We start from the raw sequence: 26215 nt of genomic DNA, 5'->3' as shown, positions 1-26215 counted from the left end.
GCCCGCGAAAGAAACCCGACGGGACGGCCCCGTCGTACGACCGGCGAGTCGCAGGTATTACCCGATTCAGTACAGCCAACTGCGCTCGCGAGTCGCCGACCGACCGGCTCCGCGAGAGCCACCTGGCCGACCCACCGAAGTTTAAGAGGCGTCCGGCGGTAGACCCTGCCATGATAGACACCGTCGTCATCGCAACGGACGGCTCGGAGAGCGTCGCCCGGGCCGTCCGGGTCGCGCTCGACCTCGCCGAGCGGTTCGACGCCGCGGTCCACGCCCTCTACGTCGTGGACACCGGCGAGGTCGAGTCCTCGCCCGAGGCGCTCCGCGACCAGCTCCGCGACGCGCTGGAGTCCCAGGGCGAGGAGGCGCTCGACGCCGTGCGCGAGCATGCCGACCGCGAGGTGGTGACCGCGATCCGTGAGGGGCGCCCGGAGTCCGAGATCCCCGAGTACGCCCGCGAGTGCGGCGCCGACGTGGTGGCGACCGGGACCCGGGGCCGCCACGGCGAGAACCGGTTCCTCATCGGCAGCGTGGCCGAGCGCGTCGTCCGGTCGTGTCCCGTCCCGGTGCTGACCGTCCGGCAACTCGCAAACGACGAGTGACGCCGTCTGCTCGTCCAGTCGAGGGGGCACGGTCGACTGGCGGGTTCCCCGTCGGATAGCAGGCACGGCCGGCGGCCAACCGGGTGATTCTTTCGTGTCCGCCCGAAACGAGGCGGTATGAAGGACTGGGTCATCGACGACGACAACCTCTCTTTCGAACGCAAATCCATCCTCCCGGGCGAGGGGTTCTTCGTCCCCGATTCGATAGAGGAAGCCCAAGAGGAGGCCGAGGCCGAGGAGGAGCTGACCGGCGCGGACGTCGCGGTCGTGGCCGACCCCGACGCCGACGGGCTGGCCTGCACCGCGCTCGTGCGGGAGGCCTTCGGGGAGGGCGCGCTCATCGACGCCGGCCCGCACGACCTCGAGGACGCGCTCGAGCGCGTCGCCGACTACAGCGAGCCCGGCGCGCGCATCTTCGTCTGCGACCTCTGCCCCGACAGCTACGACGAGGTGGGCGAGGCCCTGGAGACGCTGGTCGAGCAGGCCGGCGCAGTCCGGTGGTTCGACCACCACCAGTGGACCGACGAGGTGGCCGCGGCGGTCCGCGAGGCGGGCGCGGACCTCGTGGTCGGCGACAGCGAGGAGGAGTGCACCGCCGACGTGGCGGTCCGGGCCATCGACCACGACTTCCCGGACTACCTCGTCGAGCTCGCGGCGGTCACCCGCGACCACGACCTCTGGATCCGCGACGACCCCCGGAGCGACGACCTCGCGGACTTCTCCTACTGGGCCGAGCCCGAGGAGTACATCGAGGCGGTCGCCGAGCACGGCGCCGACCTGCCCGAGGACGTCACGGAGTTCCTGGCCGAGATGCGGGTCGAGAAGGACGCGCTCATCGAGAAGGCGGTCGCCCGGGCCGAGACCGAGGAGATCGGACCGTGGACCGTCGGCGTGACCTACGGCCGGTGCTCCCAGAACGAGGTCGCCGAGGAGCTCCGCCAGCAGGGGACCGACGCCGCCGTGATCGTCAAGCCCTCCGGCAGCGCATCGATCCGCGGCAGCGAGGGCTTCGAGCGGGCTCACGAGGTCGCCGGCCAGGTCAACGGCGGCGGCCATCCCAAGGCCGCGGGCTGCAAACCCCGCATTTACGACGACATGCTCGACTACGCCCACCACTGGACGACCCGCGGCGCGGTCGCGAAGCAGGTCATCGTCGAGGCGTTCTGGCACGTGGCCCGGGACGTCGAGGCCGAGACGGCGGCGGCGGCCGAAGCCGACCCGGACGAGGGCGACGAGTCCGAACGAGACGAGGGCGCCGGCGGGGACGGGGCAACAGGCGACGGGGACGGCGCCGACGAATGACCCCGATTCCCGCCATCGACGCCGACAAGCCCGTCGTCGGGATGGTCCACCTCGCGCCCCTGCCGGGCGCCCCGAAGTTCGACGGCGACTTCGAGCGGGTCCGGGAGGCCGCGCTCCGGGACGCCCGCCGACTCGAAGCCGGCGGCGTCGACGCGCTGCTGGTCGAGAACTTCGGCGACGCGCCGTTCTACCCCGACGAGGTGCCCGAGCACGTGGTGGCGTCGATGACCCGCGTCGCCACCGACATCCGGAGAGAGGTCGACCTCCCGATGGGAATCAACGTCCTCCGGAACGACGCCGCGGCCGCAATTTCGGTCGCGGCCGCGGTCGAGGCCGCGTTCGTTCGCGTGAACGTTCACGTGGGCGCGCGCGTGACCGACCAAGGTGTCGTCGAGGGACAGGCCCACGAGACGGTCCGCCTGCGCGAGGAACTCGGTGCCGACGTCGGCATCTTCGCAGACCTCGAGGTGAAGCACTCCGCGGCGCTGGCCGACCGACCGCTCGACGCCGAGGCGGTCGCCGAACCGGTCGAGCGCGGTCTCGCCGACGGGGTCGTCGTCTCGGGCGCCGGCACCGGCCACGAGGTCGCGGGCGACCACCTCGAAGCGGTCGCCGCGGCCCGCGACGAAGCCGACCTCGACGCTCCCATCTTCGTCGGAAGCGGTACCACGACCGAGAACGTCGCCGACCTGCTCGGGGTCGCCGACGGCGTCGTCGTCGGCACCGCACTCAAGGACGGCGGCGAGACCACGAACCGCGTCTCGGAGGAGCGCGTCGAGCGACTGGTCGCGGCCGCCGACGAGGCGCGCTGAGCGGGCTACCGGGAATCGAGGAGTTCCAGGACCTCCCTCTCGGTCGGCAGTCCGCCCCGCGCGTTCGCCGCGGTGCAGTTCAGCGCCGCGGTCGCCGCCGCGAATCGGCCCGCAACCTCGGGTGACTCCTCGCCGAGCAGCCACGCGTGGATCAGCCCCGCGGTGAAGGCGTCGCCGGCGCCGGTAGTGTCGACGGTCTCGACCTCGAACGCCGGGATTTCGACAACGTCGCCGCCCTTGGTGAGCAGGTGCGCGCCGTCGGTCCCGTGGGTGACCGCTGCCCGCCGGGCGCCGCGCTCGCGGAGGATGTCGATAGCTTCCCGGGGGTCCTCGCCGAGGTACGACCGGGCCGACACTTCGTTGGCGACGAAGCAGTCGCAGACCGGCAGGAGCGCGTCGAGCGTCTCGGGGCGAGTCGCGCGGTCCTCGAGTTCCGAGAGCGGACCCGCGAGGTCGAAGACCAGCGGCGGGAAGTCGTCGTCTCGTTCGTTCGCCGCGTCCACCAGGTCGGCGACCACGGGGTCGGGCGCGTACGCGCTCGTGAATGCGAGGTCGGCGCGCCGGACGTACGCGCGGTCGTCGTCGGCCAGTCGGAGGTTCGGCACGCTCTCGCCGCCGGCGACGATCATGCGCTCGCCCTCGGGGTCCCTGAGGATCAGCGAGTAGGAGGTCCGTTCGTCGGTCTCGCCGCGCCTGACGCGCCGGGCGTCGACGTCGCGCTCGCGGAGGTCGGCCAGAATCCGGTCGGCCGCCTCGTCGTGGCCTACCCGGGAGACGACGCCGGTCTCGCGGCCGAGACGGGTCAGCGCGGCCGCGACGTTCGCGGCGACGCCGCCGACCGCGGTGGTCTCGTCGCGCACGAACGCGCCGCCGTCGGGTTCCGGGAGGTTGGTCAGCGCGTAGACGCGGTCCTCGACCGCGCTGCCGACCGCCACCGCGTCGAGGGCGGGCGGGACTGGGCGAGCGTCGCGGTCGGGGCGGTCCGCGTCGGAGTCCGACGAACTCGCTCCCGGGCCGTGGTCGCTCATCGCCTCGACCGATGGACTCCGGGACGAAACCGTTTACGACGCCGCCGCGCGACCGGCCGCGGTGGCGTCGATTTCGAGCGTAGAGACGACTACCGCGGCTTCCGGAACTCGTAGGAGACGTCGCCGGCCTCGAACTCGTGGAGCGGCATCTCGGCCAGGACGCGGCCGTCCCTGGGTGACAATCAAAAGGCGCGCTCGGTGCAGCATTCACCCCGGGAGTGCCCGAGTCCGCGAGCCTCGGTCCGGGTGGACTGAAAGGGGCCGGCCGGTCGCGTCCGAAGGACGTGGTCGTCTTCGGGACCACTATCCGAGGCGAGCGGAGCGAGCCGAGGATATGTCCCGCAGCGACCGCGACCGGCCGGGGGCTTTCGAAGAAGACATAGCGGCCTCGATTCAACGGTTCGCACTCGTACTGGCTCCGCGAACTACTCCGTTTCGTCGGCGACCCACTTGTCCGAGTAGGCGGTCCCGCAGTCGCAGTAGGCGTAGGCGTGGACCACGTCGCCCTCGGCGTAGAGGTCGCCGACCTCCTCGTTCTGCTCCTCGGCGAAGGCGAAGACGAACTCGGCCGCCCCGTCGCAGTCGGGACAGTCCCCGCCCGAGAGGTCACGGGCGATGTCGCCCTCGGTGCCCATCGCCCGCTTGGCGAACCCCATCGCGTCCATCCCGGTCGCGGTCTTGAACACGCTCCGGCCCTGGTCGCCCTCGACCACCAGCACCACGCCGTCTTCGACCTGCTCGCCGTGCTTCGCCAGGCCGTCGCCCTCGCCCTCGACGAACGAGTCCGAGAGGAACAGCGCCACGTCCTCGGGGCGCTCGCCCGCGAGGAACTGCTCTCGTTTGCTCATACCCACGGTAGGCAAGGCGAGGGGAAAAGGCCCGCGTTCTCGTCGGGAATCAGAGGATGCCGCATTTCGGATTGGAACTGCAGTCGGCGCGTGCTGGCGCGACCGCGTGTCGCGCCGAACGCGCGAGGGACGAGCATCGGAGGGAGCGTAACGACCGAGAAGCGCAGGCGGTTGGGGAGGCGTGAGGTCCGCGGTTGCGGTGCGGTACTCACAGGTGACGGCAGTAGCTAGCACTGCAGTATTCGACAAGGCGTTCAGCAGGGTCGTCGAACAGGAATACGTTGGTGTCGAAAGCCCCCGCCCGGCCCCTTTGAGTCTACCCGAACGCTGTTTGCCCAGCTTCCGAAGCGATGAGAAGCGTTACCCGGCGCGACCGACTACGACCGCCCATGAGCGACACCGCGACCGAGGAGTTCGACGCCGAGGCGTGGCGAGAAGAACTCGAATCACACCGAACCGAGAAGGACGACTTTTTCGCCGAGCACCCCCAGTCGCCGATTCCGCCCGAGGAGCGCGAGACGTTCGACGGCCTCGACTACTTCGACCCCGCCCCCGACTACCGGGTGACCGCGACCGTGGAGGTCCACGAGCAGCCCGACCCCGTGGAACTGGAGGTCAGCGCCGGCCCGCCCCAGCGGTACCTCCGGGTCGCCACGCTCCACTTCGAGCTCGACGGCGAGGCGGACGAGCTCGCGGGCTACCGCCAGGAGGCCGACGAGGACGGCCTGTTCGTCCCGTTCCGCGACAAGACGACCGGCCAGCAGACCTACGACGGCGGCCGGTACATGGAGTTCGAGACCGAGGGCGGTCTCGACGACGCCTCGGAGATGGTCCTGGACTTCAACCTCGCGTACTCGCCGTTCTGCGCGTACAGCGAGACGTTCGCCTGCCCGCTCCCGCCCGAGGAGAACTGGCTGGACGCGGAGATCCGGGCGGGCGAGAAGGCGTAGCGAAGCCGCGCGCGACAGTCCAAAGAGCAGGACGCTGGGGACGACCTCGTTCGACGGGCGTCCGCCAGTATCTTCAGCGAGGGTTTTCTACTGTCCGCACGATGAGTCCCGTCATCTTGTATCTCCTGCTGGCGGTCGGGGCGACCGGCGTCATCTGGAAGGGTAGCGAGCTCCTCGAACGCTCCGCCGAGCGGCTCAGCAAGCACTACGGGCTGCCGGTCGCGGTCCACGGGGCCGTCGTCATCGCCATCGGGTCGAGCTTTCCCGAACTCAGCTCGGTCGTCATCAGCACGCTGGTCCACGGCGAGTTCGGCCTCGGCGTCGGGGCGATCGTCGGGAGCGCCATCTTCAACCTGCTCGTCATCCCGGCACTCTCCGCGCTCGCCGCCGAGCGGCTCGAGGCGACCCGGGACATCGTCCACAAGGACGCCCAGTTCTACATCATCAGCGTCCTCGTGCTGTTCATCACGTTCGCGCTCGGGGCGACCTACGTCCCCGGCGGGACGAACTCGGCGGCGATTCTCACCCCCGCGCTCGTCGTCATGCCCCTGGCCACCTACGGCGTCTACGTCTTCCTCCAGTACCAAGACACCCGGGACCACGTGCCGACCGATGACGTCGACGTCGACCCGGGCCGCGAGTGGGCGGTGCTCGCGGTCTCGCTCGTCCTCATCGCCGTCGGCGTCGAGGGCATCGTCCGGGCCGCGCTCGGCTTCGGCGAGATCTTCGACACGCCGAGCTTCCTGTGGGGGCTGACGGTCATCGCGGCCGCGACGAGCCTCCCGGACGCGTTCGTCAGCATCAACGCCGCGAAGAACGACGAGAGCATCACCAGCCTCACGAACGTTCTCGGGAGCAACACGTTCAACCTCCTTGTCGCCATCCCGGTCGGCGTCCTCCTCGGCGGGTCCGCCACCGTCAACTTCCTCGCGGCCATCCCGATGATGGGATTCCTCGCGTTCGCGACGCTCGTGTTCGTCGTCGTCACCCGCACCCACCTCGAACTCACCGACGGCGAGGCGTACGCCCTGCTCGGCCTCTACGCCGTGTTCCTCGCGTGGATGACCCTCGAGAGCACGGGCGTCATCGAGACGGTCCGGGGGATCTGAGCGCCGCGAGCGAGTCGCCGACGCCGTCCCGCGTCAAGACTCAAGGGCGAACCTGACGAAGGGGGTCGCATGCCCGAGGAACCGATGACCGAGTTCCCGGTCCCGGACGCCGAGGACCTGCCCGACGACCTCCGGGAGCGCATCGAGGAGGAGACCGAGCGCGCCGGCTTCGCGCCCAACGTCTTCCGGGCGTTCGGCTACAAGCCGAGCCACTTCCGGCCGTTCTTCCGGTACCACGACGCGCTGGTCGAGGACACGCCGCTCGACCGCGAGGAGGTCGAGATGATCGTCGTCGCGGTCAGCGGTGCGAACGACTGCCTCTACTGCGTGGTCGCCCACGGCGCGCTCTGTCGGTTCTACAGCGAGCGCCCCAAGCTGGCCGACCAGCTCGCGACCAACCACCGCGCGGCCGACCTCTCGGAGCGCCGGCGAGCGATGCTCGACTTCGCGGTGAAGCTCACGGAGGAGCCGGCTCGCGTGACCGGGGCCGACTTGGGCGCGCTCCGCGAGGTCGGCCTCACCGACGAGGAGATCTGGGACGTCGGCAGCGTGACCGCGTTCTTCAACCTGAGCAACCGGATGGCCGCGATGGCGGACATGCGCCCGAACGACGAGTTCTACACCTTTGCGCGACAGGCCGAGGAGTAGAATCCGAAAGTGAGGAAGCGGAGCGAGCGGGTCCGCCCCGCGGCAGCAATCGTCGGGAGACCGACCGGCGTCAGTGCGTCTTCGGCCGCTCGGCCGAAACCGTGTCGACGTTCGTGAACTCGAAGCGCGCCCCGCCGGACTCGCCCTCGGTGATGTCACAGTCCCAGCCGTACGCGTCGACGAGCTGCGAGACGAAGGTGAGTCCCAGGCCGATCCCGTCGTCGTCGGTGGTGTGGCCGGCCTCGAACACGGCGTCGCGCTCGTCTTCGGGGATGCCGGGACCGTCGTCCTGGACGTAGAATCCGCCGGGCAGCGAGCCGACGCGGACCGTCACGCCCGCGTCGGACGCGTCGACGTCACCGTCGCGCGGACGGTGGCTCGTCGAGCCGTGCTCCACCGAATTGCGGAACAGGTTCTCCAGCAGGTGGCGGACGTGAATCGGGTCGGCCAGAACCGTCCGGTCGGTCTCGACGACGAGGTCGGCGCGGGGGAAGTCGAGGGGCGCCCACGCTTCGGCCGCGACGTCGGCGACCGACACGGGGTCGGCGTCGATGTTGGCGTCGCTGCCCCGGGCGGTGACCAGCACGACCTCGATCATCTCCTCGATGCGGTCCAGGGCGCTCTCGACCTGCGCCGCCGCGTCGGCGTCGCCCTTCGCGGCCCCGTCGAGGTAGATCTTCGCGACGGTCAACGGGCTCCGGAGCTCGTGGGCGACCATCCGGGCGAAGCTCTCTAGTCGACCGTTCTGGCGCTCCAGTTCCCGGTTACGGCGCTCTATCTCCTTCGCCCGGGTGACCGCGCGGGCGTCGTTCACGCCGATACCGAAGCCGGCCGCGGTCCCGACGGCCGCGCCCAGCGTGAACGACCATCGCGGGTAGGCGATGGTGACGCCGGGTTCGAGATTGAGCAGTTCGATGATGCCGAGAGTCACGACGAAGCCGGCGAGACACCAGGCCACGACCCGGGGGTAGGTCTCCGGATCGAGGTCCGACCGGGAGAGTCGGAGTCCCCCGTACAGCATGACGGCTCCCGGACCGGCGACCAGCACGAAGTCGACGATAGCGGCGACTATCGGCCGACCCGTGGCGACGATGAAGCCGGCTCGCGCGGTAGCGAGAAGAACGTACAGTCCACCCCACCCGGCGACGACGCGGTCCCCACCGAGCGTCGAGACGAGACGCGACCAGTGACCCATTACTCTGGGCCTGGCGACGCGGTGAAATAGGTATTTCGCCTGCAAGCGAAGGGGAGAGCGCGGCCCGGACGAATATGTTCGGAGCTACGCGACGCGCATGTTCGCCGCGATGGGGCGCGTCGGGAGCCGGACCGGCGACCGCGGCTCAGGGCGCGACGCCGACCGTCAGCAGCGTCCCGAGCTCCCGGTAGCGCTCGACCATCGCCTCCCGGCTCTCCCAGTCGTCGGTCGGGAACGCGCTCTCGTCGGGGATCTCGGTGTCGCGGTCGGGGACGTTGTCCTGCTCGGCGACGTGCAGGCCCGCCTCGCGGAACGCCTCGCGGTACTCGGCGGCCGACCAGCGGGTCATCTCCACGTCGATGAACTCCTGCCACTCGTGAGAGTAGACGTTCTCCTCGTAGTAGTTCACGCCGCAGTAGAACGTGCCGCCGGGCCGGAGGACGCGGGCGACCTCCGCCAGGGTCTCGTGAGGGTCGTTCGCGTAGTAGAATGCCTCCATCGTGAAGACGTGGTCGACGCTGTCGTCGGCGAACGGCAGGTGGTCGAAGTCGCCGACGAGGAAGCCGACCTGCGGGTCGTCGGAGTACCCCCGGGCGTTGCGCGCCATCTCGGGAGAGCCGTCGAGGCCGTAGGCCCGGCCGGCGCGCTGGGTGTCCCGGAGCGCCCGGACCGCGTAGCCGCTGCCGGTCCCCAGGTCCAGCACGGTGTCGCCCGCCTCGACCGGCATCCGGGCCAGCACGTACTTCCCGGTGTGCCAGTGGCGGTCCTCCATTCCCCTGTCGCGGCCGTCGGCCGCCCACTCGTCGAACTCCTCGCGGACGCTCATGCCGGAAGGAAGACGTGCCACCGACAAAACGGGTTCGGAACGGGTCGGAGATGGAGGGCTGGGCGGTGTGAGTCGGGGTCCGGCTGGACCCGGGTCAGGCAGGAGCCTTTTAACGGCACGGTGTATCAGGTCGCGTATGGTCGGATCGAAGAAGCGCTTCGCGCTGGCGGACTCCGCCCAGCAGATCGTCGGCGGCTTCCTGCTGGCGGGGCCGTTCGTCGTCACCGAGGAGGTGTGGAGTCTGGCCCGGGACATGACGTGGTTCCAGACGGTCGCCACGGTGCTCATCGTCTTTCTCATCGGGTACGGGGCGCTCTACAAGGCCGACGACGACCGCGACCCCGACCGGGAGGCCGAGGTGGCCGGCGTCCCCTCGCGATTCGTCTCGCTGATGCTGGTCTCGTTCGGGTCGGTGGCGATACTCGCGGTGGCGTTCGGCGCGCCCGGCACGTTCCTCGGCGACACGTTCGTCGCCGGCGAGGCGTCGATGGAGACCGTGACCGTCACCCTCCGGGCCATCAGCGTCGGCGCGGTGTTCAGCGTGGTCGGCGCGGCCACCGCCGACAGCGTGTTCTGAGTCGACCCTTCGCCGGCGGACCCGGGTGCGGCGTCCGGACGCGACCGCCTGACCCGCAGTCTTAAGTCGCCGCCACGTAATACCAGATGGTATGGATTATCGACTCGCCATCGAGAACACGCCCGACGCGATTCCCGGTGGCACTGGCGTCCTCCTCCTGCATCCGAGCACCGGCGAGACCGACCGCATCGACACCGACTTCCTCAAGACCGACACAGACCGCTTCCTCGTCATCTCGACCCGAACCACCGCCCGGGAGGTCAAGCAGAAGCTCGACCACTACGACGTCGACGAGAGCAAGGCCGAGATCCTCGACACGCTGAGCATCGAGCGGGGCTACTCCCGCCGGAGCACCGACAACGTCCACTACGTCTCCTCGCCCGACGACCTCGAGGGCGTGCTGGAGGTCACCCGGCGGTTCCTGGAGAACACGGAGGGCAAGCGCCGCATCAGCCTCGACTCCATCACCGAGATGGCCTACTACGCCGACGAGTCGCGGGTCCGCGACGCGATCCGCCAGATTCTGGGCCTGCTGCGCGAACACGACGCGGTCGGCCTCTTCCACCTCTCGAAGGGCGTCCACGACGAGGAGCACGTCGAGAAGTTCATGGGGCTGTTCGACGCCATCATCGACCTCGACCGCGACGGCGAGGTGAACAGCGACTTCGAGGACGTCTGAGCGAGGCGTTCGCTTTCGGAGTGTATCGACAGACGGGAAATCGAGGTTCGTTCTCGCGGGATTCCAACTTGGGAACTGGCGCGCGCTGGCGCGGTCGTCGTGAGCGAAGCGAACGGACGTCTCCGAAAATCGGAGATTTTCGGGATGTGGCGAATCTCCGATTCGCAACAGCCCGGCAGACACGATTGTCTGCCGGCGGCCCGTCAGTGGCCGCGCCGAATCGCGCGAGGAACGACTGAGCGAAGCGAAGGAGGAGGCTGGGGAGGGGTGAGGCTGTCGCGGTGCGGGGCTGTGCGGTGCTGTACACAGGTGACGGCAGTAGCTAGCGGTGCTGATAGTTCAGAGAGGCTGTTAGAACACTAGTACCCTCATCCTCGGTCGTCACAGAAACGGGCTGGAAGGGATTTGAACCCCTGACCGTCTGGTTAAAAGCCAGACGCTCTGCCTAACTGAGCTACCAGCCCTCAACCGGTCTTGCGTCCGGTAGGGTTAAACATTTACCATTCACAGGGAGGTCGCTTCCATTCGTAGCTGGAGGTAGGAAACGAGTCTACAGACGCGCGTCGGAACCTTTACCCCCAGCCTCCTCACTCGACACGACTATGGACGACTTCGCCAGCGAGCGCGGCCCCGACCTCCGGGAGTTCGCCGCGACGCTCCTCCGATACGACACCACCGGCGGGAACGAGGCCCCCGCCCAGGCATTCGTCCGAGAGAAACTCGACGACCTGGGCTTCGAGACCTACGAGTGGACCGCCGACGCCGCCGAACTGGCCGCCCACCCGTCGTTCCCCGACGACACCGACGCGATTCCGGTCGAGGGCCGGCCCAGCGTCGGCGGCGTCCTCGAATTCGGGAACCCCGACGCCGGGCCGACGCTGGTGCTGAACGGCCACGTCGACGTGGTCCCGGCCGCCGGCGAGTCGTGGTCGAGCGACCCCTTCGAGCCGACCTGGCGCGACGAGGAGGGAGCGGACGGCACCGAGACCCTCACCGCCCGCGGCGCCGCCGACATGAAGTGCGGCCTCGCGGCCTGCGTCTTCGCGGCGAAGCACCTCGCGGAATCGGCACCCGTCGACCTCGACGGCCGCCTCGTCGTCGAGAGCGTCGCCGGCGAGGAGGAGGGCGGTATCGGCGCCGCGGCGGCCGCGCTCTCGAACCCCTACCCGTTCGAGCGCGACGCCGCGATCATCGCCGAGCCGACCGACCTCCGGCCAGTCGTCGCCTCCGAGGGGAGCCTGATGAAGCGCCTCCGCATCGAGGGCCGGTCGGCCCACGCCGCGACCCGATGGCGCGGGGTGGACGTCCTCCCGTACTTCGAGGAGATCCGTCGGACTTTCCGGGACCTCGAAGCCGAGCGCTGCGAGACCGTCGCCCATCCCCTCTACGAGGCGTTCCCGGTGCCGTGGCCCGTGGTGGTCGGCCGGGTCGAGGCCGGCGACTGGGCGTCGTCGGTGCCGGCAGAACTCGCCGCGGAGCTCCGCATCGGTGTCGCGCCGGGCGAGACCGTCGCCGAGGTCGAGGCGGCCTTCGAGGAACGCCTCGCCGGACTCGTCGCCGCGGACGACTGGCTGGCCGACCATCCGCCGGAGTTCGAGCGCTTCTCCGTGCAGTTCGAGCCCTCCGAAATCGACCCCGACGAGCCGGTCGTCGGGGCGGTCCAGCGCGCGATGGCGGCCAACGACCTCGACGACGCCGAGCCCCGGGGCGCGACCTACGGCGCCGACGCCCGGTGGTACATCGAGGCCGGCGTCCCGACGGTGATGTTCGGGCCGGGGAGCATCGAGCAGGCCCACTTCCCCGACGAGACGGTGGGGTGGTCGGCGGTGCTGACCGCGGGACAGGTACTCGCGGACGCCGCGGCAGAGTTCCTGCGCGCAGAATAGGTCCCGTCGCTGCTCACGGCAGGTGCTCGTCGAGCGCCTCGGCGACGACCTCGTCGGGGTCCTTGCCCTCCATCGCCGCGGTCCGGCGGAGCTCCCGGTAGGTGTCGGCCGGCAGCCGCAGCGTGAGTTCGCCCGGCGTGACGCCGTGGTCGGCCAGCGCCTCCTCGACCGGGGTGCCGCCGTTGACCGCGCTGGCGACCGACCGGACCTCCCGGACCGTCAGGTCGCCGTCGAGCACGGCCCACGCCAGCCGGAACCGGTCCTCGCCGCCGACCCGGGCGATGTGCTTGGCCGCGGTCGGCGCGACGTGGCCCATGGCGACGTACCGCCGGATGGACTGGGGCAGGTCGTGGACCCGGGCCCACTTCCGGATGAACGCGACGGTCACCTCGCCGCCGGCGCGCTCGGCCGCGGCCTTGTACGAGCCCTCGCCGCGGACCAGCGCGGCGCAGGCGGCCGCGCCCCGGAGCATGTACACGTTGTCCTCGCCGCCGGCGGTGTTCTCGGCGAACCTGGCGACGGTCTCGGCCGCCGCCGCGAGGCTCTCGGGGTCCGACGGGTCGAACGCCTTGGCCCGCTCGGCGTCGCGCCCGGTGACGGTCTCGTCGCCGCGGACGACCGGCTGGCCGACCGGCGACTCGCGGTCGGTCGGCGGTCCCTCCTCGCCCGACTCTTCGCTCATCGGTCTGAGGGTGGTCCTCGGCGGGCAAAAATCCGCGGTTCGGAACAATGGTCGCCTCCGTCCGGGAGCGGCCAGCCGGCTGACAGGTCAGCCGGGGTCGAAAATCCCTTTCTCCGTCGGTCGCGTCGTTCCACCGTGAGAATCATCAGTCGGCTCGCGAAGCGACGGCGACCGCGGGAGAACGGGGAGTACGTCTGCACGCTCTGCGGCGCGACGTTCGAGGAGCGGTCGGTCGTGGTGTGCCCGAAGTGCCGCGGCTTCGTGGTGGCGCGGGGCGACGGGTAGGCGCCGCCGGAGGGGCGGAGGCGGAGAGGCGGTCAGGATGACGGGTGAACGACGGAAACGGAGTCGTAGTCGGGCAGCGAGGAGCGATCGAACGACGGGAGCGGTGCCGGCGCGTCACGCCGGCGGCGATGGGTTTCAGTGTCTCGCCCCCGTACGCCGGTGCATGGCTGGACACCGCCGCGGCGACTGGACCGCAGACCAGATGCCCGAGATGGACGACCGGACCGTGGTCGTCACGGGCGCGAACAGCGGCCTCGGTTACGAGGCGACCCGCGCGTTCGCCCGGCGGGGCGCCCACGTCGTCATGGCCTGTCGGAGCGAGGACCGGGGCGAGGACGCGAAGCGGCGCATCCGGACCGAGGACAACGGGGGCGCCCACCGCGGGTCGCTCGAAGTCGCCCACCTCGACCTCGCGGACCTCTCGTCGGTCCGGTCGTTCGTCGACGGGTTCCGGGACGCCCACGACGAGCTCCACGTCCTCTGCAACAACGCGGGCGTGATGGCCATCCCCCGTCGGGAGACCGCCGACGGCTTCGAGATGCAGTTCGGCGTCAACCACCTCGGTCACTTCGCGCTGACCGGCCTGCTGCTCGACCGGCTGGGCGGGACGGCCGGCGAGACCCGGGTCGTGACCCAGAGCAGCGGCGTCCACGAGAGCGGCGACATCGACTTCGAGGACCTCCAGCACGAGGAATCGTACGACGAGTGGGACGCCTACGCCCAGAGCAAGCTGGCGAACGTGCTGTTCGCCTACGAGCTCCAGCGCCGGCTCGACGACGCGAACGCCGACGTCGTCAGCGCGGCGTGCCACCCGGGCTACGCCGCCACCGACCTCCAGCGCCGCGGCCCCGAGATGCGGGGGTCGACGCTCCGGCTCTGGGCGATGAAGGCCGCGAACGCCGTGCTCGCCCAGTCGGCCGAGCGGGGCGCGCTGCCGATGCTGTACGCCGCCACCGCCCCGAGCGTCGAGGGCGGGGAGTACGTCGGCCCCGGCGGGTTCATGAACATGCGCGGCGAGCCCGCGGTCCAGCAGTCGAGCGACGCCTCCTACGACCGCCACCGGGCCGAGCAGCTCTGGGAGGTCTCCGAGGAGCTGACCGGCGTGACCTACGAGCTCCGGCGGCCGGCGACCGCGGACTGAGCGCGAGCGAGCGCGAAACGAGCGGCGGGTCCGCGGCGGACGAGACGGTCAACCGACGTCTCAGAGCTCGTCCGTCGGGCGGACGCGAGGAGGCTCGCGGCTCGCGGTCGCGTAGTAGAACACGCTGAGAGCCGTGTAGAGACCGACGACGAGGACGGCAGTCAGCAGTTCCGAGGACCGCGAGAGCCCCGAAGACGCTCCCCGAATGCTCGCCACGAGTCCGATGCTGAGCGCCGTGCCGGTCAGGAACACGCGGGGCCACGCGGTCGTCGGCACGGGCAGGGTAGGTCGGTCACCCATGTCATCACACGGGGACTATTGGACTATAGCGATTGTGGCTGGTTCGGTCTCGAGCGTCCCGCAACGCTCCCGCGGGCGACGGCGCGCGACGAAGGATTATCCCGCCTCGCGTCCCAACGCACGGTCGATGAGTGACGCGACCGACTACGACCCGGTGGAGTGCCCCGTGAGCGACTGCGCGTACCGCGACGCGGTCCGCTCGGTCGCCGCCCACGTCGGCCGGACCGACGGCGACGGCCACTCGTGGGACCGGCTGGCCTACGAGGGCGCCCGGGACTTCGTGGAGACCGAGAAGCGCCGCCAGCGCGACGGTAGCGATGGTGACTCCGTCGACAGCCCCGGATCCGCCGCGAACCCCGACGAGCGCGGGGACGGGGACGACGACTTCGAGTTCGGGTTCGAGCGCGAGGCGCTGGTCCTGCTCGAACTCGCCGACGAGTACGACCTCTCGTCGCTCGACGACCTCGGAACCGCCCAGCTGGCCGACCTCTACTCGCTTTTGGCCGACCTGAAGAACTCGGCCGACGCCGCCCGCAAGGAGGTCCGCGACGCCATGCTCGAGGACCTCCGGGAGGACTGCGAGATAACCGCCGAACTGGGCAGCGTCCGGCGGCGGACCTACGAGTACCGGAGCCTCGAAGACGAGGCGACGGTCCGCGACGCGCTCGACGACGCCGGCGTCGACCCCGAGGCGGTCAAGAGCTTCGACAGGGGGAAGGTCGAGGACGCGGTCGCGGAGGCCGGCATCGACGAGGACGAGGTGTTCGAGGTCGACGAGCGCCCCCAAATCCGCATCGCCGACTCGAACGACGACCGTCGGCGGGAGCGGTTCGAGCGTCTGGACCCCGCGGTGCAGTCGCTGGCCGACGAGAACGAGGCCGAGGACGACAGCTGAGACCCCCGGAGAAGCCGGAGATGCGCCGGTAACCACGACGGAGACGGTTGCGAATCGATGGGTATTTTCCGGGCTCCCCCATAGTCCGGCCGGGATGTTACTTCAGGGAACGGTCGTCGCCGACGCCGACACGGTCGTCGAGGACGGCGCGGTCGTCGTCGAGGGCGACGAGATCGTCGCGGTCGGCGAACGCGAGGAACTGGTCGAGACCTACCCCGACCGCGAGCGCCGGGAGTACGACCTGCTCGCGCCGGGCGCGGTGGGCGGCCACGTCCACTCGGTCCAGTCGCTCGGCCGGGGCATCGCCGACGACACGGCGCTGCTGGACTGGCTGTTCGACTACGTGCTGCCGATGGAGGCCGGCCTCGACGCCGAGGGGATGCGCATCGCGGCCGAACTGGGCTACCTCGAACTGCTCGAATCCGGCGTGACGACCGCCATCGACCACCTGTCGGTCCGCCACGCCGACGAGGCGTTCGAGGCCGCGGGCGACCTGGGCATCCGGGCCCGGATGGGGAAGGTGCTGATGGACACCGAGTCGCCCGACGGCCTGCTGGAAGGCACCCGGGAGGGCCTCGACGAGACCGAGCGCCTGATACAGAAGCACCACGACACGCACGGCGGGCGCATCCAGTATGCGGTCACGCCCCGGTTCGCGGTGAGTTGCACCGAGGAATGCCTGCGCGGGGCGCGCGAGCTCGCCGACGCCTACGACGGCGTCCGCATCCACACTCACGCCAGCGAGAACCGCGACGAGGTCGAGACCGTCGAGGACCGGACCGGCCGGCGGAACATCCACTGGCTCGACGAGGTGGGGCTGACCGGCGAGGACGTGGTGCTGGCCCACTGCATCTGGACCGACGAGTCGGAGCGCGAGGTGCTGGCCGAGACCGGCACCCACGTCACCTACTGCCCGTCCTCGAACATGAAGCTCGCCTCGGGCATCGCACCGATAACCGACTACCTCGACCGGGGCATCAACGTCGCGCTGGGCAACGACGGTCCGCCCTGCAACAACACCCTCGACCCCTTCACCGAGATGCGCCAGGCCAGCCTGCTCCAGAAGGTCGAGCACCTCGACCCGACGACCGCACCGGCCGAACTCGTCTTCCGGATGGCCACCGAGAACGGCGCGAGGGCGGCCGGCTTCGAGAACGTCGGCCGGCTCCGCGAGGGGTGGAAGGCCGACATCGTCGGCCTGACGACCGACGTGACCCGGGCCGTGCCCCTCCACGACGTGTTCTCGCACCTGGTCTTCTCGGCGCACGGCGACGACGTCGCGTTCACGATGGTCGACGGCGAGGCGGTGTACGAGGACGGGGAACTGCGGACCGGCGACGCCGAGGCGATCCGGCGACGCGCCCGGGAGTACGACCTGCCGGTCGAGGCCGAGTAGCGCGGGGTCGGCGTTCGGAACGTATCGAGTATCGGTATCGTGGGGGCGGCCGTTTTCGACCGTTCGACGGACCACGGGCGGCGATCACCCCGAAATCCTAAGATTCTTAACTGTAGCACCGAGAGTGAAATTCGAGACACATGTCTTTAATCGACGAAGAACGGAGCGGTGCCGAAACCGGCCGGCGAGCCTCGCGCCCGGTCACGGTCGTCGGCGACCGCTTCGAATCCTCCGCTGCGGCCCAGTCTCCCACGGCAGGCGAACCCTCCCGCGCGCACTACGGTCTGACGACCGACCGGAGGCCCTCTCGATGAGCGGGGCCCGACTGCTCGGCTGTCTACTCGTCGTCCTCTCGGCCGCGAGCGCCGGCGTCGTCCCCGCGACGGTCGGCGCCGCCCCGACGGCCGACGCCGCGAGCGTCGACCTGTCCGACGACGCAGTCGCCGTCGACGGGTCGGCCGTGCGCGCGGCGTCGGTCCCGACGCTGGTGTCGGTCCGGACCGAACTCAACGAGACCCAGCCCGAAGCGGGGTCGAACTTCACCCTGACGACCCACGTGGAGAACGTCGCCGCGGGCGACGGCAGCGTGTTCGTCGAGGGCGTCACGGTCCGCGAGTCCCGCGGCGGCGAGAAGGTCGTCGCCGACGAGCCCGACAGGCGGCTCTGGTCGGGCGGCCACCTCCGGAACAACCAGTCGATGGAGCTCGACCAGGTTGGCGAGCACACCCTCTACGTCCACGTCAAGTTCAAGAACGAGAACGGGAACGACTACCAGGTCGTCCATCCGGTGGACGTCTCGGTGTACGACCCCCATCCGGTGATGGCCGTCGCGACCGAGCCGACCGTCTCGGGCGGCCAGACGACGCTCAACGTCTCGCTGACCAACGGCATCGACGAGCGCATCAGGAACGTCGAGCTCCGGCTCACCGGCGACGGGGTGACGGTCAAGGACAACCGACGGAGCCTCGCCCAGCTCGCGGCGACGACGTCCGAGACGTTCGCCTTCGACGTGACCGGCGACACCGTCGGGACCGCGAACCTGACCGCCGCACTGTCGTACACCACCGCCAACGGGACCCACCGGTCGGTCAGTCGGACGCTGACGCCGACGTTCACCGAGCTGTCGAACCCCGGTTCGGTCAACCTCACCGGCGTCTCGGTCACCCGGCAGGGCCGGACCCTCCAGGTGACCGGGAGCGCGAGCAACGTCGGCACGACCGACGTGCTGAGCGCGGTCGTCGGCGTCGAGTCGAACGGCGACGTGAGCCCGGGCCAGTCGACCGCCGAGTACTTCGTCGGCGAGATTCCCACCAGCGACTTCAGCTCGTTCAAGGTCCAGGCCCGGCTCGACGCGAACGCCTCGACGGTGACGATTCCGCTCCGGGTCTCGTACATCGTCGACGGCGTGCGGCGGGTCCGGACCGTCCCGGTCGAGTACGACGTGCCCCAGACCGACCAGCAGCAGCCGGCGAAGTCGAGCTCCGGCCCGCCGCTGGCGCTGCTCGGCGTCGGCCTGGTCGCCGTGATCGCGCTCGCGGGCGGCTGGAGGTGGTTCCGCGGTGACTGACGACGGGTCAGCGATGGCCGACGACGGGTCCGTGCGCGCCGACGCCGAGGCGGGTGACGGGCCCACCGCCGCCGACGGCGAACCCGGCGGCGAATCCGCGACTCCCGATACCGAGCCCGGCGACGAATCCGCGACCCTCGATGCCGAGGCCGGCGACGAACATGCGGCCCCCGACGCCGAGCCCGGCGGCGCCGACGGCGAGGCGGTCATCCGGGCGCGCAACCTGGTCAAGGAGTACGACTCGGGCGAGGGCGTGCTCCGGGCGCTGAAGGGCATCGACCTCGCGGTCCACGCCGGCGAGTTCGTCGCCATCGTCGGCCCGAGCGGGAGCGGCAAGTCGACGCTGCTGAACCAGCTCGGGCTGCTCGACACCCCGACCGAGGGCACCGTCACGGTCGAGGGGACCTCGATCAGCGACCTCTCCATCGCCGAGCGGACCCGGCTCCGCAAGCGGACCGTCGGGTTCGTGTTCCAGAACTTCTACCTCATCCCGACGCTGTCGGCCGTCGAGAACGTCAAGGTTCCCCGGCTGTTGGAGGGCGACCGCAAGGCGACCGACCGGCGGGCCACCGAACTGCTCGAGCGCGTTGGGCTGGGCGACCGGCTCGACCACCTGCCCAACCAGCTCTCTGGCGGCCAGAAGCAGCGGGTCGCGGTCGCGCGGTCGCTGATCAACGAGCCCGACCTCCTGCTGGCCGACGAGCCGACTGGGAACTTGGACCGGGACACCGGCTCGCAGGTGCTGGCGGAGTTCGGCCGCATCACCGACGAGGGCGTCGCCGTGGTCGCGGTCACCCACGACGAGCAGGTGACCGAGTTCGCCGACCGGACGGTCGAACTGGTCGACGGAGAGCTCACATGAACGGCGGGACCGACGCATGATGGACTGGCTGTTCGAGCGGTTCCCGCTGGCGATGCTGGCCCGACGGAACCTCTCGCGGGCCAAGACCCGGTCGGTGCTCGCGATGCTGGGCGTCGTCATCGGCGTGGTCGCCATCTCGTCGCTGGGCGTGTTCGGCGTGGCGTTCAAGCTATCCTTCCTCCAGGGCGCGTCCATCGGCAACACCGTGCTCGTCATGCCCGGCGAGGACGCCGGCGGCCTGCTCAGCCCGACGCAGGTCTCGCAGGTGAAGGCGAACCTCGACGCCGACGACGCGGCCTACGGCGTCAAGCAGCGCCAGGCCCGGTTCCGCCACCTCCGGGACTCCGGGACGGTGTCGCTCTACGGCATCGAGGACGCCACGGAGTACGTCTCGGCCCGGGAGGGGGCGATACCCGACAACTGGCGCGACCAGGTGGTGGTCGGCGCGACCACCGCCGAGGACTACGACCTCGGGGTCGGCGACAGCATCAGGCTCGACAACAGGTCCTACCGCATCGCAGCGGTGCTGGAGGACCAGCCCCGAACGGGCGCGCTCCAGACCATCGACGACGGCATCCTCGTGCCGATGTCCACGTTCAGCGGCGACGGGTACACGCAGGTCCACATCCGGACCGATTCGCCCACCGAGGCCAACGCGACCGCGATGATGCTGCGCGAGCGCCTCGGCTTCGGCCGGGAGGAGCGCTACAACATCATCGACTTCCAGTCGAGCATCCAGCAGTTCAACCAGCAGATGTCGACCATCAACCTGTTCCTGCTCGGCGTGGGCGGCATCTCGCTTTTGGTCGCGGGCATCTCCATCCTGAACGTCCAGCTGATGAGCGTCATCGAGCGCCGCGAGGAGATCGGCGTGCTCCGGGCGGTCGGCTACGGCCGGTTCGACATCCTCCGGCTGATGCTGGGCGAGTCGACGCTGCTCGGGGTCATCGGCGCGGTCATCGGCGCCGGCCTCAGCGTCGCGCTCGGCCTGCTCATCAACCAGCAGCTGCTTGGCGACCCGTTCGCGTTCACCGCGAGCGGCATCCGGTACATCGGCGTCGGCTTCGCGTTCGGCGTCGGCGCGGCGGTCCTCAGCGGCATCTACCCGGCGTGGAAGGCCGCCAACGAACGCCCGGTCGAGGCGCTCCGGGACTGACGAAGATTCCCGACGGCCGGCGGGCGGTCCGCCGGCTCGCCGTCGCGGCCCGGTTCGCTCCCTCGCGTCTCCGCGTTCCCGTTCGTTCGTCGCGTTCTCGCTTTCACCGGCTTCCACCCCGACGACCGAGCGACGTCGGAGCGACGAGACCGACCCGGCCACGGAATCAGTTTCTGTGTACGCTGTGTGTAGAAACCGTGGATAAACTATTTACGACTATTTCCCATGCGTTCTCGTATGACGACCGGACCACATATCGACGAACTTCACTACGAGAACGCACCGGGCGTAGACACCGTGCCGGGGCCGAACTCGACGCGGCTGCTCGAGAAGCAGCGCGAGATCGACAGCAGCGCGGTCGCCTACCCCGAGGACATCCCCGTCGCCTTCGAGGAGGGGAAGGGCGCGACGGTCCGGGACGTCGACGGCAACACCTTCATCGACATGTTCGCGGGCATCGGCGTGCTGAACGTGGGCCACGCCAACCCGTACGTGCTCGAGGCGGTCCACGAGCAGGCCGACAAGCTGGTCCACACCGTCGACTTCCCGACCGAGGCCCGCCTCGAGCTCATCGAGAAGCTCGACGAGATCGCGCCCGGGGCGCTCGCCGGGAACAACAAGGTCGTCTTCGGCGGCCCGACCGGCAGCGACGCCGTCGAGGCGGCCATCAAGCTGGCCAAGTACAACTCGGGCGGCGACGGCCTCATCGCGTTCCGCGGGGCGTACCACGGCGCGACCAGCGGGGCGATGAGCCTCACCGGCAACAAGGGGTTCAAGGACAGCTACACGCCGCTGCTCTCGGACGTGGTCCATGCGCCGTACCCCAACCCGTTCGAGCAGGGCAAGGACCCGCAGGCGGCGGTCGACCGCGCGCTCGAGGAGGTCCAGGCCATCCTCGAGGACCCCTACGGCGGGTTGGCCAACCCCGCGGGCATCTTCGTCGAGCCCATCCAGGGCGAGGGCGGCGTGGTCGTCCCGCCGGAGGGGTTCCTGCAGGGGCTGCGCGACCTCGCCGACGACAACGACGTGACGCTGGTGTTCGACGAGATACAGAGCGGCCTGGGTCGCACGGGCCAGTGGTGGGCCAGCGAGTGGGACGGCGTGACCCCGGACGTAATGACCTCGGCCAAGGCGCTGGGCGGCGTCGGCTTCCCGCTGTCGGCCACGATGTACCGCGAGGAGCTCGACACCTGGGGGTCGGGCGACCACGCCGGCACCTACCGGGGCCACGTCGTGGCGATGCGGGCGGGTACCCGGGCCATCGAGTACATCCAGGCCCACGACCTGCTGGCCCACGGCCGCGAGGTCGGCGAGTACGTGCGGGACCGCCTCGGTGAGGTCGCCGACGACACCGGGCGCATCGGCGAGGTCCGGGGCCGGGGCCTGTTCGTCGGCGCGCCGTTCGTCGACGCCGACGGGAACCCGGACGCCGACGCCGCCGACGCGGTCCAACAGCGGTGCTACGAGCGGGGCGTCCTCGTCTGGAAGGCGGGCCGACACGGCAACGTGCTCCGGCTGCTCCCGCCGCTTGTCATCACCGAGGAGCTCGCCGAGACCGCGATGGACGTGATCGCGGACGCGATTCGGGAGGTCGTCGCCGGCGGGAAGCAGAGCGCCTGAGCGGTCGAGGGGCGTCGACCGCGACCGTTCGGGGCGCGTCGAATCCGCCGACGCGGTCACTCGGTCGCTTCCGCGGAGACGACCAGGGGGTCGTCGTCGGGGACCGCGAGGTCCAGCAGCGGGTCGTTCTCGTAGACCGCGACGCCCTCGTGGCGGCTCAGCACGTACCCCTCGCGGTCGGTCCGGACCGTGGTCTTCCGGTCGCCGTGCGGGGTGAGGACGTCCGCGACTGGGTCCCCCTCCGCCAGCACGTCGCCCGCGTCGACCCGGTACCGGACGACGCCGGGGGTGTCGGTGTACGGGTGGATAGCCCGCTTCAGCGGCGGCTCGACCGGCGGTTCGACCCGCTGGTCGGTCCGCACCGGCTCGTCGACCATCTCCATCGCCCGGAGGACGTTCAGGAGCCCCTCGACGCCCAGCCGGCGCGCCTCCTCCTCCACGACGTACCGGCCCCCGAGCTCCGGGGTGAACGCCGGGACGCCGGCCTCGCGCACCGCGGCCTCCGCGAGCGACCGATGCAGTCCCTGGCGTTCGACCCGGTCCCCGTCGAACTGGTTGACCGCCGGCAGACCGAACGCCGCCGTCAGGTCCGCCAGCCGGTCGGCGATCTCCTCGGCCTCGGCTCTCGTCCTGCCGGGCCTGTCAGTGCCGGCGGGCTCGTCGGTGTTGTCGGTACCGTCGGTCTCCGCGGAGTCGTCCGCCGCTCCGTAGGGCACCCGCGGCCGGATGGCGTACGACGCCGACCCGGCCCACGACGAGTGGAGCGACACTAAGGCGTCGGCGGAGTCGGCAACGAGTCCGAAGAGGCGCCCGTCGACGAGCTCCTGGACCCGCGGCGGCCGGGCCGACCCGGCGTCGGCCGCGGGGAAGTAGCGGTTCGGGTCGTCGCCGTGGTAGTACGACGTCCGGCGGTTCCGGCGGAGGCCGGCCGGATTCAGGACGGGGAGGCAGACGACCCGACCGGCGAGCTCGGTCGGATCGAGCCGGTCCGAGAAGTCCTGGGCCGCCGCCAGGCTCGTCACCTCGTCGCCGTGGATCGCGGCGGTCACCCAGAGCGTCGGCCCCTCGCGGTTGCCCTCGGCGACGATGACGGGGAACCGCTCGGGACCGCCGGTCGGGAGCCGGGTCGCCTCGACGTACCCCCGCGACACCTCGCCCGGCCGGGAGTCGACGGTTCCGATGTCCATGCCCGGCGTTCGCTCCGCATCGCCAAAAACGTGGTCGGGCGTCGCTCCCCGTCCGACGCTTTCACCGGGTTCGGCAGCCGACGGTGCCGGCCGTACACAGAATTCGGTTTCGGCCACCACGGTATCCGTAACTGTTAAACCGGAGCTCACCGATACGGTGTGGTGTTCGGCACCGTGGGAGTCGGTGCCAGAGGGAGAACATGAAACGACGCACGCTACTCGCGTCCGCGGGCTCGGGACTCGCGGCCGCTTCGATTTCGGGGCGCGTTCGGGGGAGCCGGGCGGACGAACGACCGGAGCGCAGTGAGGCCGACGATGGGAAGCGGAGTCAGTCGAACTCGGTGACGGTCACGCAGGGCCAGCTGCTCGGCGGGCTCGACCCGCACGACCACGTGAACACGCCGGACGGCAACATCCTGCGCCAGACGTACGAGAACCTCGTGGCCAGGCAGCGAGACGGGACCGTCACGGCCCGGCTGGCGACCGAGTGGAACAGGGTCGAGGCCGGACGCGTCCGATTTCAGATTCGGGAGGGCGTGACGTTCCACAACGGCGACGCGCTGACGCCCGAGGACGTCGCGTTCAGCATCAACCGGATCGTGCGGAACGGCGTCGGCATCACCAGCCCGCAGCAGTCCACGCTCGAGCCCATCACGGGCGCCGAGGTCGTCGACGGGCAGCGGGCCGTCGACGTCCTGTCGAACGGCTACAACCCCATCCTGCTCGACCAGCTCGCGAGCTTCTTCGGGCAGGTGATGGAGAAGTCGTGGGTCCAGAGCCGCTCGACGGCCGAGATCAACAGGCAGGCGAACGGAACGGGGCCGTTCCAGCTCGAGTCGTACCAGTCGGACGTCCACGTGACGTTCACGCGGTACGACGACTACTGGCGCGAGCCCGCCGCGATAAACCGGCTGCGGTTCACCGCCGCCAGCGAGTCCAGCACCCGGGTCAACCAACTCCTCGAAGGCGAGACCGACGTCGTCGTCAACGTCCCGCCCCAGGAGGTCTCGCGCATCAGGTCCGCCGACGGTCGGGCCGTCGAGGCCGCCGAGAGCACCCGGCTGGTGTTCGCGGCCATGCGGTACGACGTCGAGCCGTTCTCCAGCGTGGCGTTCCGGCGGGCGATGAACTACGCCGTCGACCTCGAGAGCATCGTCGAGAACGTGCTGGCGGGGTTCGGCGCGCCGACCGGCCAGCCGACCCTCGACATCGTGTTCGGCCACAACCCGAACGTGGAGCCGTACCCACACGACCCCGCACGGGCCGAACGGCTGGTCGAGGAGAGCGGCCACGCCGGGGCGTCGATCACGCTCCACACGCCGGTCGGCCGCTACCTCAAGGACATCGAGATCGCCCAGGCGGTCGCCAACGCCATCGACGGCCTCTCGAACGTCTCGTGCTCGGTGCGCCAGCGGGAGTTCGGCCCGCTGGTCGAGGAGGTCGCCAGCGGCGACATCACGACGAGCCCGCCGTTCTACCTCATCGGCTGGGCCAACGAGATGTTCGACGCGTCGGTCTCCATCGGCCCGGTCCTGACCAGCGACGGCGTCTCGACCTCGTTCGAGAACGAGCGGCTCGACAGCCTGATGCGGCAGGCATCGCAGGCCCGCGAGCGGCAGCAGCGCAAGCGGCTCTTCCGGCGGGCCAACAAGCTGTGCCACGACCAGGCGCCGTGGGTCTACCTGAACCAGCAGTTCAGCGTCTACGGGCTCAACACCCGGCTCCAGTGGACGCCCCGGCGCGACGAGTTCATCTACGCCTACGAGATGGGGTTCAGATAGGGCGCCGGGTACGAGACGGGGTCGAGCGGGCCGCGCCGGGTTCCAAAGTTATGTGACGGGGGTTCGTAGGCGGAGTATGCGACTCGACGACAGGACGGTGCTCGTCACGGGCGCCGCCTCCGGCATCGGCGAGGCGACCGCGAAACGCTGCGGCGAGTACGGCGCGCGGGTGATCGTCACGGACGTCGACGCGCCCGGCGCCGAGGACGTCGCGGAGGCTATTCGCGCCGACGGCGGCGACGCGGAGGCCCACGAGCTCGACGTGACCGAACCCGAGCAGGTCGCGAGCGTCATCCAGGCCGCCCACGAGGAGTACGGGCTCGACGGCCTGTTCAACAACGCCGGCGTGGGCCACCCCGGCGAGGTCATCGAGGACGTCGACGAGAGCGTTCGGGACTTCGTGATGGACGTCAATATCAACGGCGTGTGGAACTGCTGTCACGCCGCGCTCCCGCTCCTGAAGGAGCAGGGCCACGGCGCCATCGTCAACATGTCCTCCATCGCGGGCAAGCTCGGCCTGCCCCGCCAGTCGGTGTACTCGCTGACGAAGGGCGCGGTGCTGAACTTCACCCGCGCGGCCGCCCAGGAGGCCGGCCCCCACGGCGTCCGGGTGAACGCGGTCTGTCCGGGGTTCGTCGACACGCCGCTGACCGACCAGTACTTCGCGGGCCGCGACGACCCGGAGCGAGCCCGCGAGCAGATGGAGAAACAGTACCCGCTCAAGCGGCTGGGCGAGCCCGAGGAGGTCGCCGACTGCGTCGCCTTCCTGCTGTCCGAGCACGCGTCGTGGGTGACCGGCCACGGGCTGGTCGTCGACGGCGGGTTCGAGAGCGGGTGAAGCGAAACAGCCCGTCGCGTCGGGCGGCGGGCGGAGCCGGGAG

Annotated in this window: 26 protein-coding genes and 1 tRNA gene; 19 read left to right on the top strand and 8 right to left on the bottom strand. The window is 70.3% G+C overall.

The window, feature by feature from the left end:
- Positions 1–170: 170 nt before the first annotated feature.
- The 3 genes from DVR07_RS17815 to DVR07_RS17805 all read left to right on the top strand — a co-directional run bounded on the left by DVR07_RS17815 (position 171) and on the right by DVR07_RS17805 (position 2716).
- A complete protein-coding gene (locus DVR07_RS17815; protein WP_115798659.1) occupies positions 171–602 on the top strand; it encodes a universal stress protein in 432 nt (143 codons plus the stop codon).
- Positions 603–719: 117 nt separating this feature from the next.
- Positions 720–1904 carry a DHH family phosphoesterase gene (locus tag DVR07_RS17810; RefSeq protein WP_115798658.1) on the top strand — a complete coding sequence of 395 codons (1185 nt, stop codon included), beginning with the start codon at positions 720–722 and terminating at the stop codon, positions 1902–1904.
- Positions 1901–2716: a BtpA/SgcQ family protein gene (locus tag DVR07_RS17805; RefSeq protein WP_115798657.1), complete on the top strand. Its 816-nt coding sequence runs from the start codon at positions 1901–1903 to the stop codon at positions 2714–2716. Before DVR07_RS17810 ends, DVR07_RS17805 begins: the two co-directional genes overlap by 4 nt.
- A gap of 5 nt (positions 2717–2721) precedes the next feature.
- Here the strand turns inward: DVR07_RS17805 and DVR07_RS17800 are convergent, their stop codons facing one another.
- Both DVR07_RS17800 and DVR07_RS17795 read right to left on the bottom strand, forming a co-directional pair.
- Positions 2722–3744, bottom strand: coding sequence for a carbohydrate kinase family protein (locus DVR07_RS17800; RefSeq protein ID WP_115798656.1), 1023 nt, complete (start codon positions 3742–3744; stop codon positions 2722–2724).
- Between the two features lie 425 nt (positions 3745–4169).
- Complete coding sequence (locus DVR07_RS17795) at positions 4170–4592, bottom strand: DUF5807 family protein (protein WP_115798655.1); 423 nt, start codon at positions 4590–4592, stop codon at positions 4170–4172.
- Between the two features lie 389 nt (positions 4593–4981).
- On the opposite strand from DVR07_RS17795, the gene DVR07_RS17790 reads away from it, so the two are divergent.
- From DVR07_RS17790 to DVR07_RS17780, 3 genes are all read left to right on the top strand, one after another.
- Positions 4982–5542 (top strand): DUF1684 domain-containing protein, encoded by a 561-nt coding sequence (locus tag DVR07_RS17790; RefSeq protein ID WP_115798654.1) that lies wholly within the window; start codon positions 4982–4984, stop codon positions 5540–5542.
- 101 nt (positions 5543–5643) lie between these two features.
- A complete protein-coding gene (locus DVR07_RS17785) occupies positions 5644–6651 on the top strand; it encodes a sodium:calcium antiporter (protein WP_115798653.1) in 1008 nt (335 codons plus the stop codon).
- Positions 6652–6720: 69 nt separating this feature from the next.
- Positions 6721–7299 (top strand): peroxidase-related enzyme, encoded by a 579-nt coding sequence (locus DVR07_RS17780; protein ID WP_115798652.1) that lies wholly within the window; start codon positions 6721–6723, stop codon positions 7297–7299.
- A gap of 70 nt (positions 7300–7369) precedes the next feature.
- Here the strand turns inward: DVR07_RS17780 and DVR07_RS17775 are convergent, their stop codons facing one another.
- Complete coding sequence (locus tag DVR07_RS17775; RefSeq protein WP_115798651.1) at positions 7370–8494, bottom strand: ATP-binding protein; 1125 nt, start codon at positions 8492–8494, stop codon at positions 7370–7372.
- Positions 8495–8639: 145 nt separating this feature from the next.
- Positions 8640–9320 (bottom strand): class I SAM-dependent methyltransferase, encoded by a 681-nt coding sequence (locus DVR07_RS17770; RefSeq protein WP_115798650.1) that lies wholly within the window; start codon positions 9318–9320, stop codon positions 8640–8642.
- Between the two features lie 136 nt (positions 9321–9456).
- On the opposite strand from DVR07_RS17770, the gene DVR07_RS17765 reads away from it, so the two are divergent.
- Positions 9457–9897: a DUF2391 family protein gene (locus DVR07_RS17765; protein ID WP_115798649.1), complete on the top strand. Its 441-nt coding sequence runs from the start codon at positions 9457–9459 to the stop codon at positions 9895–9897.
- A 91-nt stretch (positions 9898–9988) separates the two neighbouring features.
- On the top strand, positions 9989–10576 hold the full coding sequence (locus tag DVR07_RS17760) for a DUF7090 family protein (RefSeq protein WP_115798648.1): 588 nt from the start codon (positions 9989–9991) through the stop codon (positions 10574–10576).
- Positions 10577–10966: 390 nt separating this feature from the next.
- Here DVR07_RS17760 and DVR07_RS17755 read toward each other — a convergent pair.
- Positions 10967–11040 (bottom strand) — tRNA-Lys (locus DVR07_RS17755).
- Positions 11041–11178: 138 nt separating this feature from the next.
- Here DVR07_RS17755 and DVR07_RS17750 point away from each other — a divergent pair.
- Entirely contained in the window at positions 11179–12462 is a 1284-nt protein-coding gene (locus tag DVR07_RS17750; RefSeq protein WP_115798647.1) for a M20/M25/M40 family metallo-hydrolase, read from the top strand.
- Positions 12463–12475: 13 nt separating this feature from the next.
- Here DVR07_RS17750 and DVR07_RS17745 read toward each other — a convergent pair whose 3' ends face one another.
- The gene (locus DVR07_RS17745) at positions 12476–13144 is read right to left on the bottom strand and encodes a DUF7119 family protein (RefSeq protein WP_115798646.1); all 669 of its coding nucleotides are present in this window, start codon (positions 13142–13144) and stop codon (positions 12476–12478) included.
- A gap of 135 nt (positions 13145–13279) precedes the next feature.
- Here DVR07_RS17745 and DVR07_RS21835 point away from each other — a divergent pair, with 135 nt between their 5' ends.
- A complete protein-coding gene (locus DVR07_RS21835; protein ID WP_162829621.1) occupies positions 13280–13429 on the top strand; it encodes a hypothetical protein in 150 nt (49 codons plus the stop codon).
- 163 nt (positions 13430–13592) lie between these two features.
- The gene (locus tag DVR07_RS17740; protein WP_115798645.1) at positions 13593–14570 is read left to right on the top strand and encodes an oxidoreductase; all 978 of its coding nucleotides are present in this window, start codon (positions 13593–13595) and stop codon (positions 14568–14570) included.
- A 60-nt stretch (positions 14571–14630) separates the two neighbouring features.
- Here DVR07_RS17740 and DVR07_RS17735 read toward each other — a convergent pair whose 3' ends face one another.
- Positions 14631–14870, bottom strand: coding sequence for a hypothetical protein (locus tag DVR07_RS17735; protein WP_115798644.1), 240 nt, complete (start codon positions 14868–14870; stop codon positions 14631–14633).
- Between the two features lie 127 nt (positions 14871–14997).
- On the opposite strand from DVR07_RS17735, the gene DVR07_RS17730 reads away from it, so the two are divergent.
- The 6 genes from DVR07_RS17730 (at position 14998) to DVR07_RS17705 (ending at position 22366) form a co-directional block, all read left to right on the top strand.
- Positions 14998–15765, top strand: a complete 768-nt coding sequence (locus DVR07_RS17730; RefSeq protein WP_115798643.1) for a hypothetical protein — start codon at positions 14998–15000, stop codon at positions 15763–15765.
- A gap of 94 nt (positions 15766–15859) precedes the next feature.
- Positions 15860–17161: a 5'-deoxyadenosine deaminase gene (locus tag DVR07_RS17725; RefSeq protein ID WP_115798642.1), complete on the top strand. Its 1302-nt coding sequence runs from the start codon at positions 15860–15862 to the stop codon at positions 17159–17161.
- Between the two features lie 310 nt (positions 17162–17471).
- A complete protein-coding gene (locus DVR07_RS17720) occupies positions 17472–18728 on the top strand; it encodes a hypothetical protein (RefSeq protein ID WP_115798641.1) in 1257 nt (418 codons plus the stop codon).
- 208 nt (positions 18729–18936) lie between these two features.
- Positions 18937–19590 (top strand): ABC transporter ATP-binding protein, encoded by a 654-nt coding sequence (locus DVR07_RS17715; protein ID WP_240318903.1) that lies wholly within the window; start codon positions 18937–18939, stop codon positions 19588–19590.
- A 16-nt stretch (positions 19591–19606) separates the two neighbouring features.
- Positions 19607–20746 carry an ABC transporter permease gene (locus DVR07_RS17710; RefSeq protein WP_115798639.1) on the top strand — a complete coding sequence of 380 codons (1140 nt, stop codon included), beginning with the start codon at positions 19607–19609 and terminating at the stop codon, positions 20744–20746.
- Positions 20747–20983: 237 nt separating this feature from the next.
- Entirely contained in the window at positions 20984–22366 is a 1383-nt protein-coding gene (locus tag DVR07_RS17705) for an aspartate aminotransferase family protein (RefSeq protein ID WP_115798638.1), read from the top strand.
- A gap of 56 nt (positions 22367–22422) precedes the next feature.
- On the opposite strand, the gene DVR07_RS17700 is transcribed toward DVR07_RS17705, so the two are convergent.
- Complete coding sequence (locus tag DVR07_RS17700; protein WP_115798637.1) at positions 22423–23553, bottom strand: succinylglutamate desuccinylase/aspartoacylase family protein; 1131 nt, start codon at positions 23551–23553, stop codon at positions 22423–22425.
- A gap of 341 nt (positions 23554–23894) precedes the next feature.
- Here DVR07_RS17700 and DVR07_RS17695 point away from each other — a divergent pair, with 341 nt between their 5' ends.
- Positions 23895–25334: an ABC transporter substrate-binding protein gene (locus DVR07_RS17695; RefSeq protein WP_240318898.1), complete on the top strand. Its 1440-nt coding sequence runs from the start codon at positions 23895–23897 to the stop codon at positions 25332–25334.
- A gap of 76 nt (positions 25335–25410) precedes the next feature.
- A complete protein-coding gene (locus tag DVR07_RS17690; protein WP_115798635.1) occupies positions 25411–26172 on the top strand; it encodes an SDR family NAD(P)-dependent oxidoreductase in 762 nt (253 codons plus the stop codon).
- Positions 26173–26215: the final 43 nt, after the last annotated feature.

Source organism: Halorussus rarus, from assembly GCF_003369835.1.
In the GTDB taxonomy this organism is placed as follows: domain Archaea; phylum Halobacteriota; class Halobacteria; order Halobacteriales; family Haladaptataceae; genus Halorussus; species Halorussus rarus.
The sequence above is the reverse complement of the archived record's forward strand: the minus strand, read 5'-3'. Positions and strand labels throughout refer to the sequence as shown.

Bases quoted from the DNA above. Each gene is read 5' to 3' on its own strand.
- DVR07_RS17750 (WP_115798647.1), top strand. From the start codon at position 11,179: ATGGACGACTTCGCCAGCGAGCGCGGCCCCGACCTCCGGGAGTTCGCC.
- DVR07_RS17795 (WP_115798655.1), bottom strand. From the start codon at position 4,592: ATGAGCAAACGAGAGCAGTTCCTCGCGGGCGAGCGCCCCGAGGACGTG.
- DVR07_RS17805 (WP_115798657.1), top strand. From the start codon at position 1,901: ATGACCCCGATTCCCGCCATCGACGCCGACAAGCCCGTCGTCGGGATG.
- DVR07_RS17700 (WP_115798637.1), bottom strand. From the start codon at position 23,553: ATGGACATCGGAACCGTCGACTCCCGGCCGGGCGAGGTGTCGCGGGGG.
- DVR07_RS17735 (WP_115798644.1), bottom strand. From the start codon at position 14,870: ATGGGTGACCGACCTACCCTGCCCGTGCCGACGACCGCGTGGCCCCGC.
- DVR07_RS17780 (WP_115798652.1), top strand. From the start codon at position 6,721: ATGCCCGAGGAACCGATGACCGAGTTCCCGGTCCCGGACGCCGAGGAC.
- DVR07_RS17775 (WP_115798651.1), bottom strand. From the start codon at position 8,494: ATGGGTCACTGGTCGCGTCTCGTCTCGACGCTCGGTGGGGACCGCGTC.
- DVR07_RS17725 (WP_115798642.1), top strand. From the start codon at position 15,860: ATGTTACTTCAGGGAACGGTCGTCGCCGACGCCGACACGGTCGTCGAG.
- DVR07_RS17770 (WP_115798650.1), bottom strand. From the start codon at position 9,320: ATGAGCGTCCGCGAGGAGTTCGACGAGTGGGCGGCCGACGGCCGCGAC.
- DVR07_RS17765 (WP_115798649.1), top strand. From the start codon at position 9,457: ATGGTCGGATCGAAGAAGCGCTTCGCGCTGGCGGACTCCGCCCAGCAG.
- DVR07_RS17720 (WP_115798641.1), top strand. From the start codon at position 17,472: ATGAGCGGGGCCCGACTGCTCGGCTGTCTACTCGTCGTCCTCTCGGCC.
- DVR07_RS17790 (WP_115798654.1), top strand. From the start codon at position 4,982: ATGAGCGACACCGCGACCGAGGAGTTCGACGCCGAGGCGTGGCGAGAA.
- DVR07_RS17810 (WP_115798658.1), top strand. From the start codon at position 720: ATGAAGGACTGGGTCATCGACGACGACAACCTCTCTTTCGAACGCAAA.
- DVR07_RS17710 (WP_115798639.1), top strand. From the start codon at position 19,607: ATGATGGACTGGCTGTTCGAGCGGTTCCCGCTGGCGATGCTGGCCCGA.
- DVR07_RS17745 (WP_115798646.1), bottom strand. From the start codon at position 13,144: ATGAGCGAAGAGTCGGGCGAGGAGGGACCGCCGACCGACCGCGAGTCG.
- DVR07_RS17760 (WP_115798648.1), top strand. From the start codon at position 9,989: ATGGATTATCGACTCGCCATCGAGAACACGCCCGACGCGATTCCCGGT.
- DVR07_RS17730 (WP_115798643.1), top strand. From the start codon at position 14,998: ATGAGTGACGCGACCGACTACGACCCGGTGGAGTGCCCCGTGAGCGAC.
- DVR07_RS17815 (WP_115798659.1), top strand. From the start codon at position 171: ATGATAGACACCGTCGTCATCGCAACGGACGGCTCGGAGAGCGTCGCC.
- DVR07_RS17800 (WP_115798656.1), bottom strand. From the start codon at position 3,744: ATGAGCGACCACGGCCCGGGAGCGAGTTCGTCGGACTCCGACGCGGAC.
- DVR07_RS17705 (WP_115798638.1), top strand. From the start codon at position 20,984: ATGACGACCGGACCACATATCGACGAACTTCACTACGAGAACGCACCG.
- DVR07_RS17690 (WP_115798635.1), top strand. From the start codon at position 25,411: ATGCGACTCGACGACAGGACGGTGCTCGTCACGGGCGCCGCCTCCGGC.
- DVR07_RS17785 (WP_115798653.1), top strand. From the start codon at position 5,644: ATGAGTCCCGTCATCTTGTATCTCCTGCTGGCGGTCGGGGCGACCGGC.
- DVR07_RS17740 (WP_115798645.1), top strand. From the start codon at position 13,593: ATGGCTGGACACCGCCGCGGCGACTGGACCGCAGACCAGATGCCCGAG.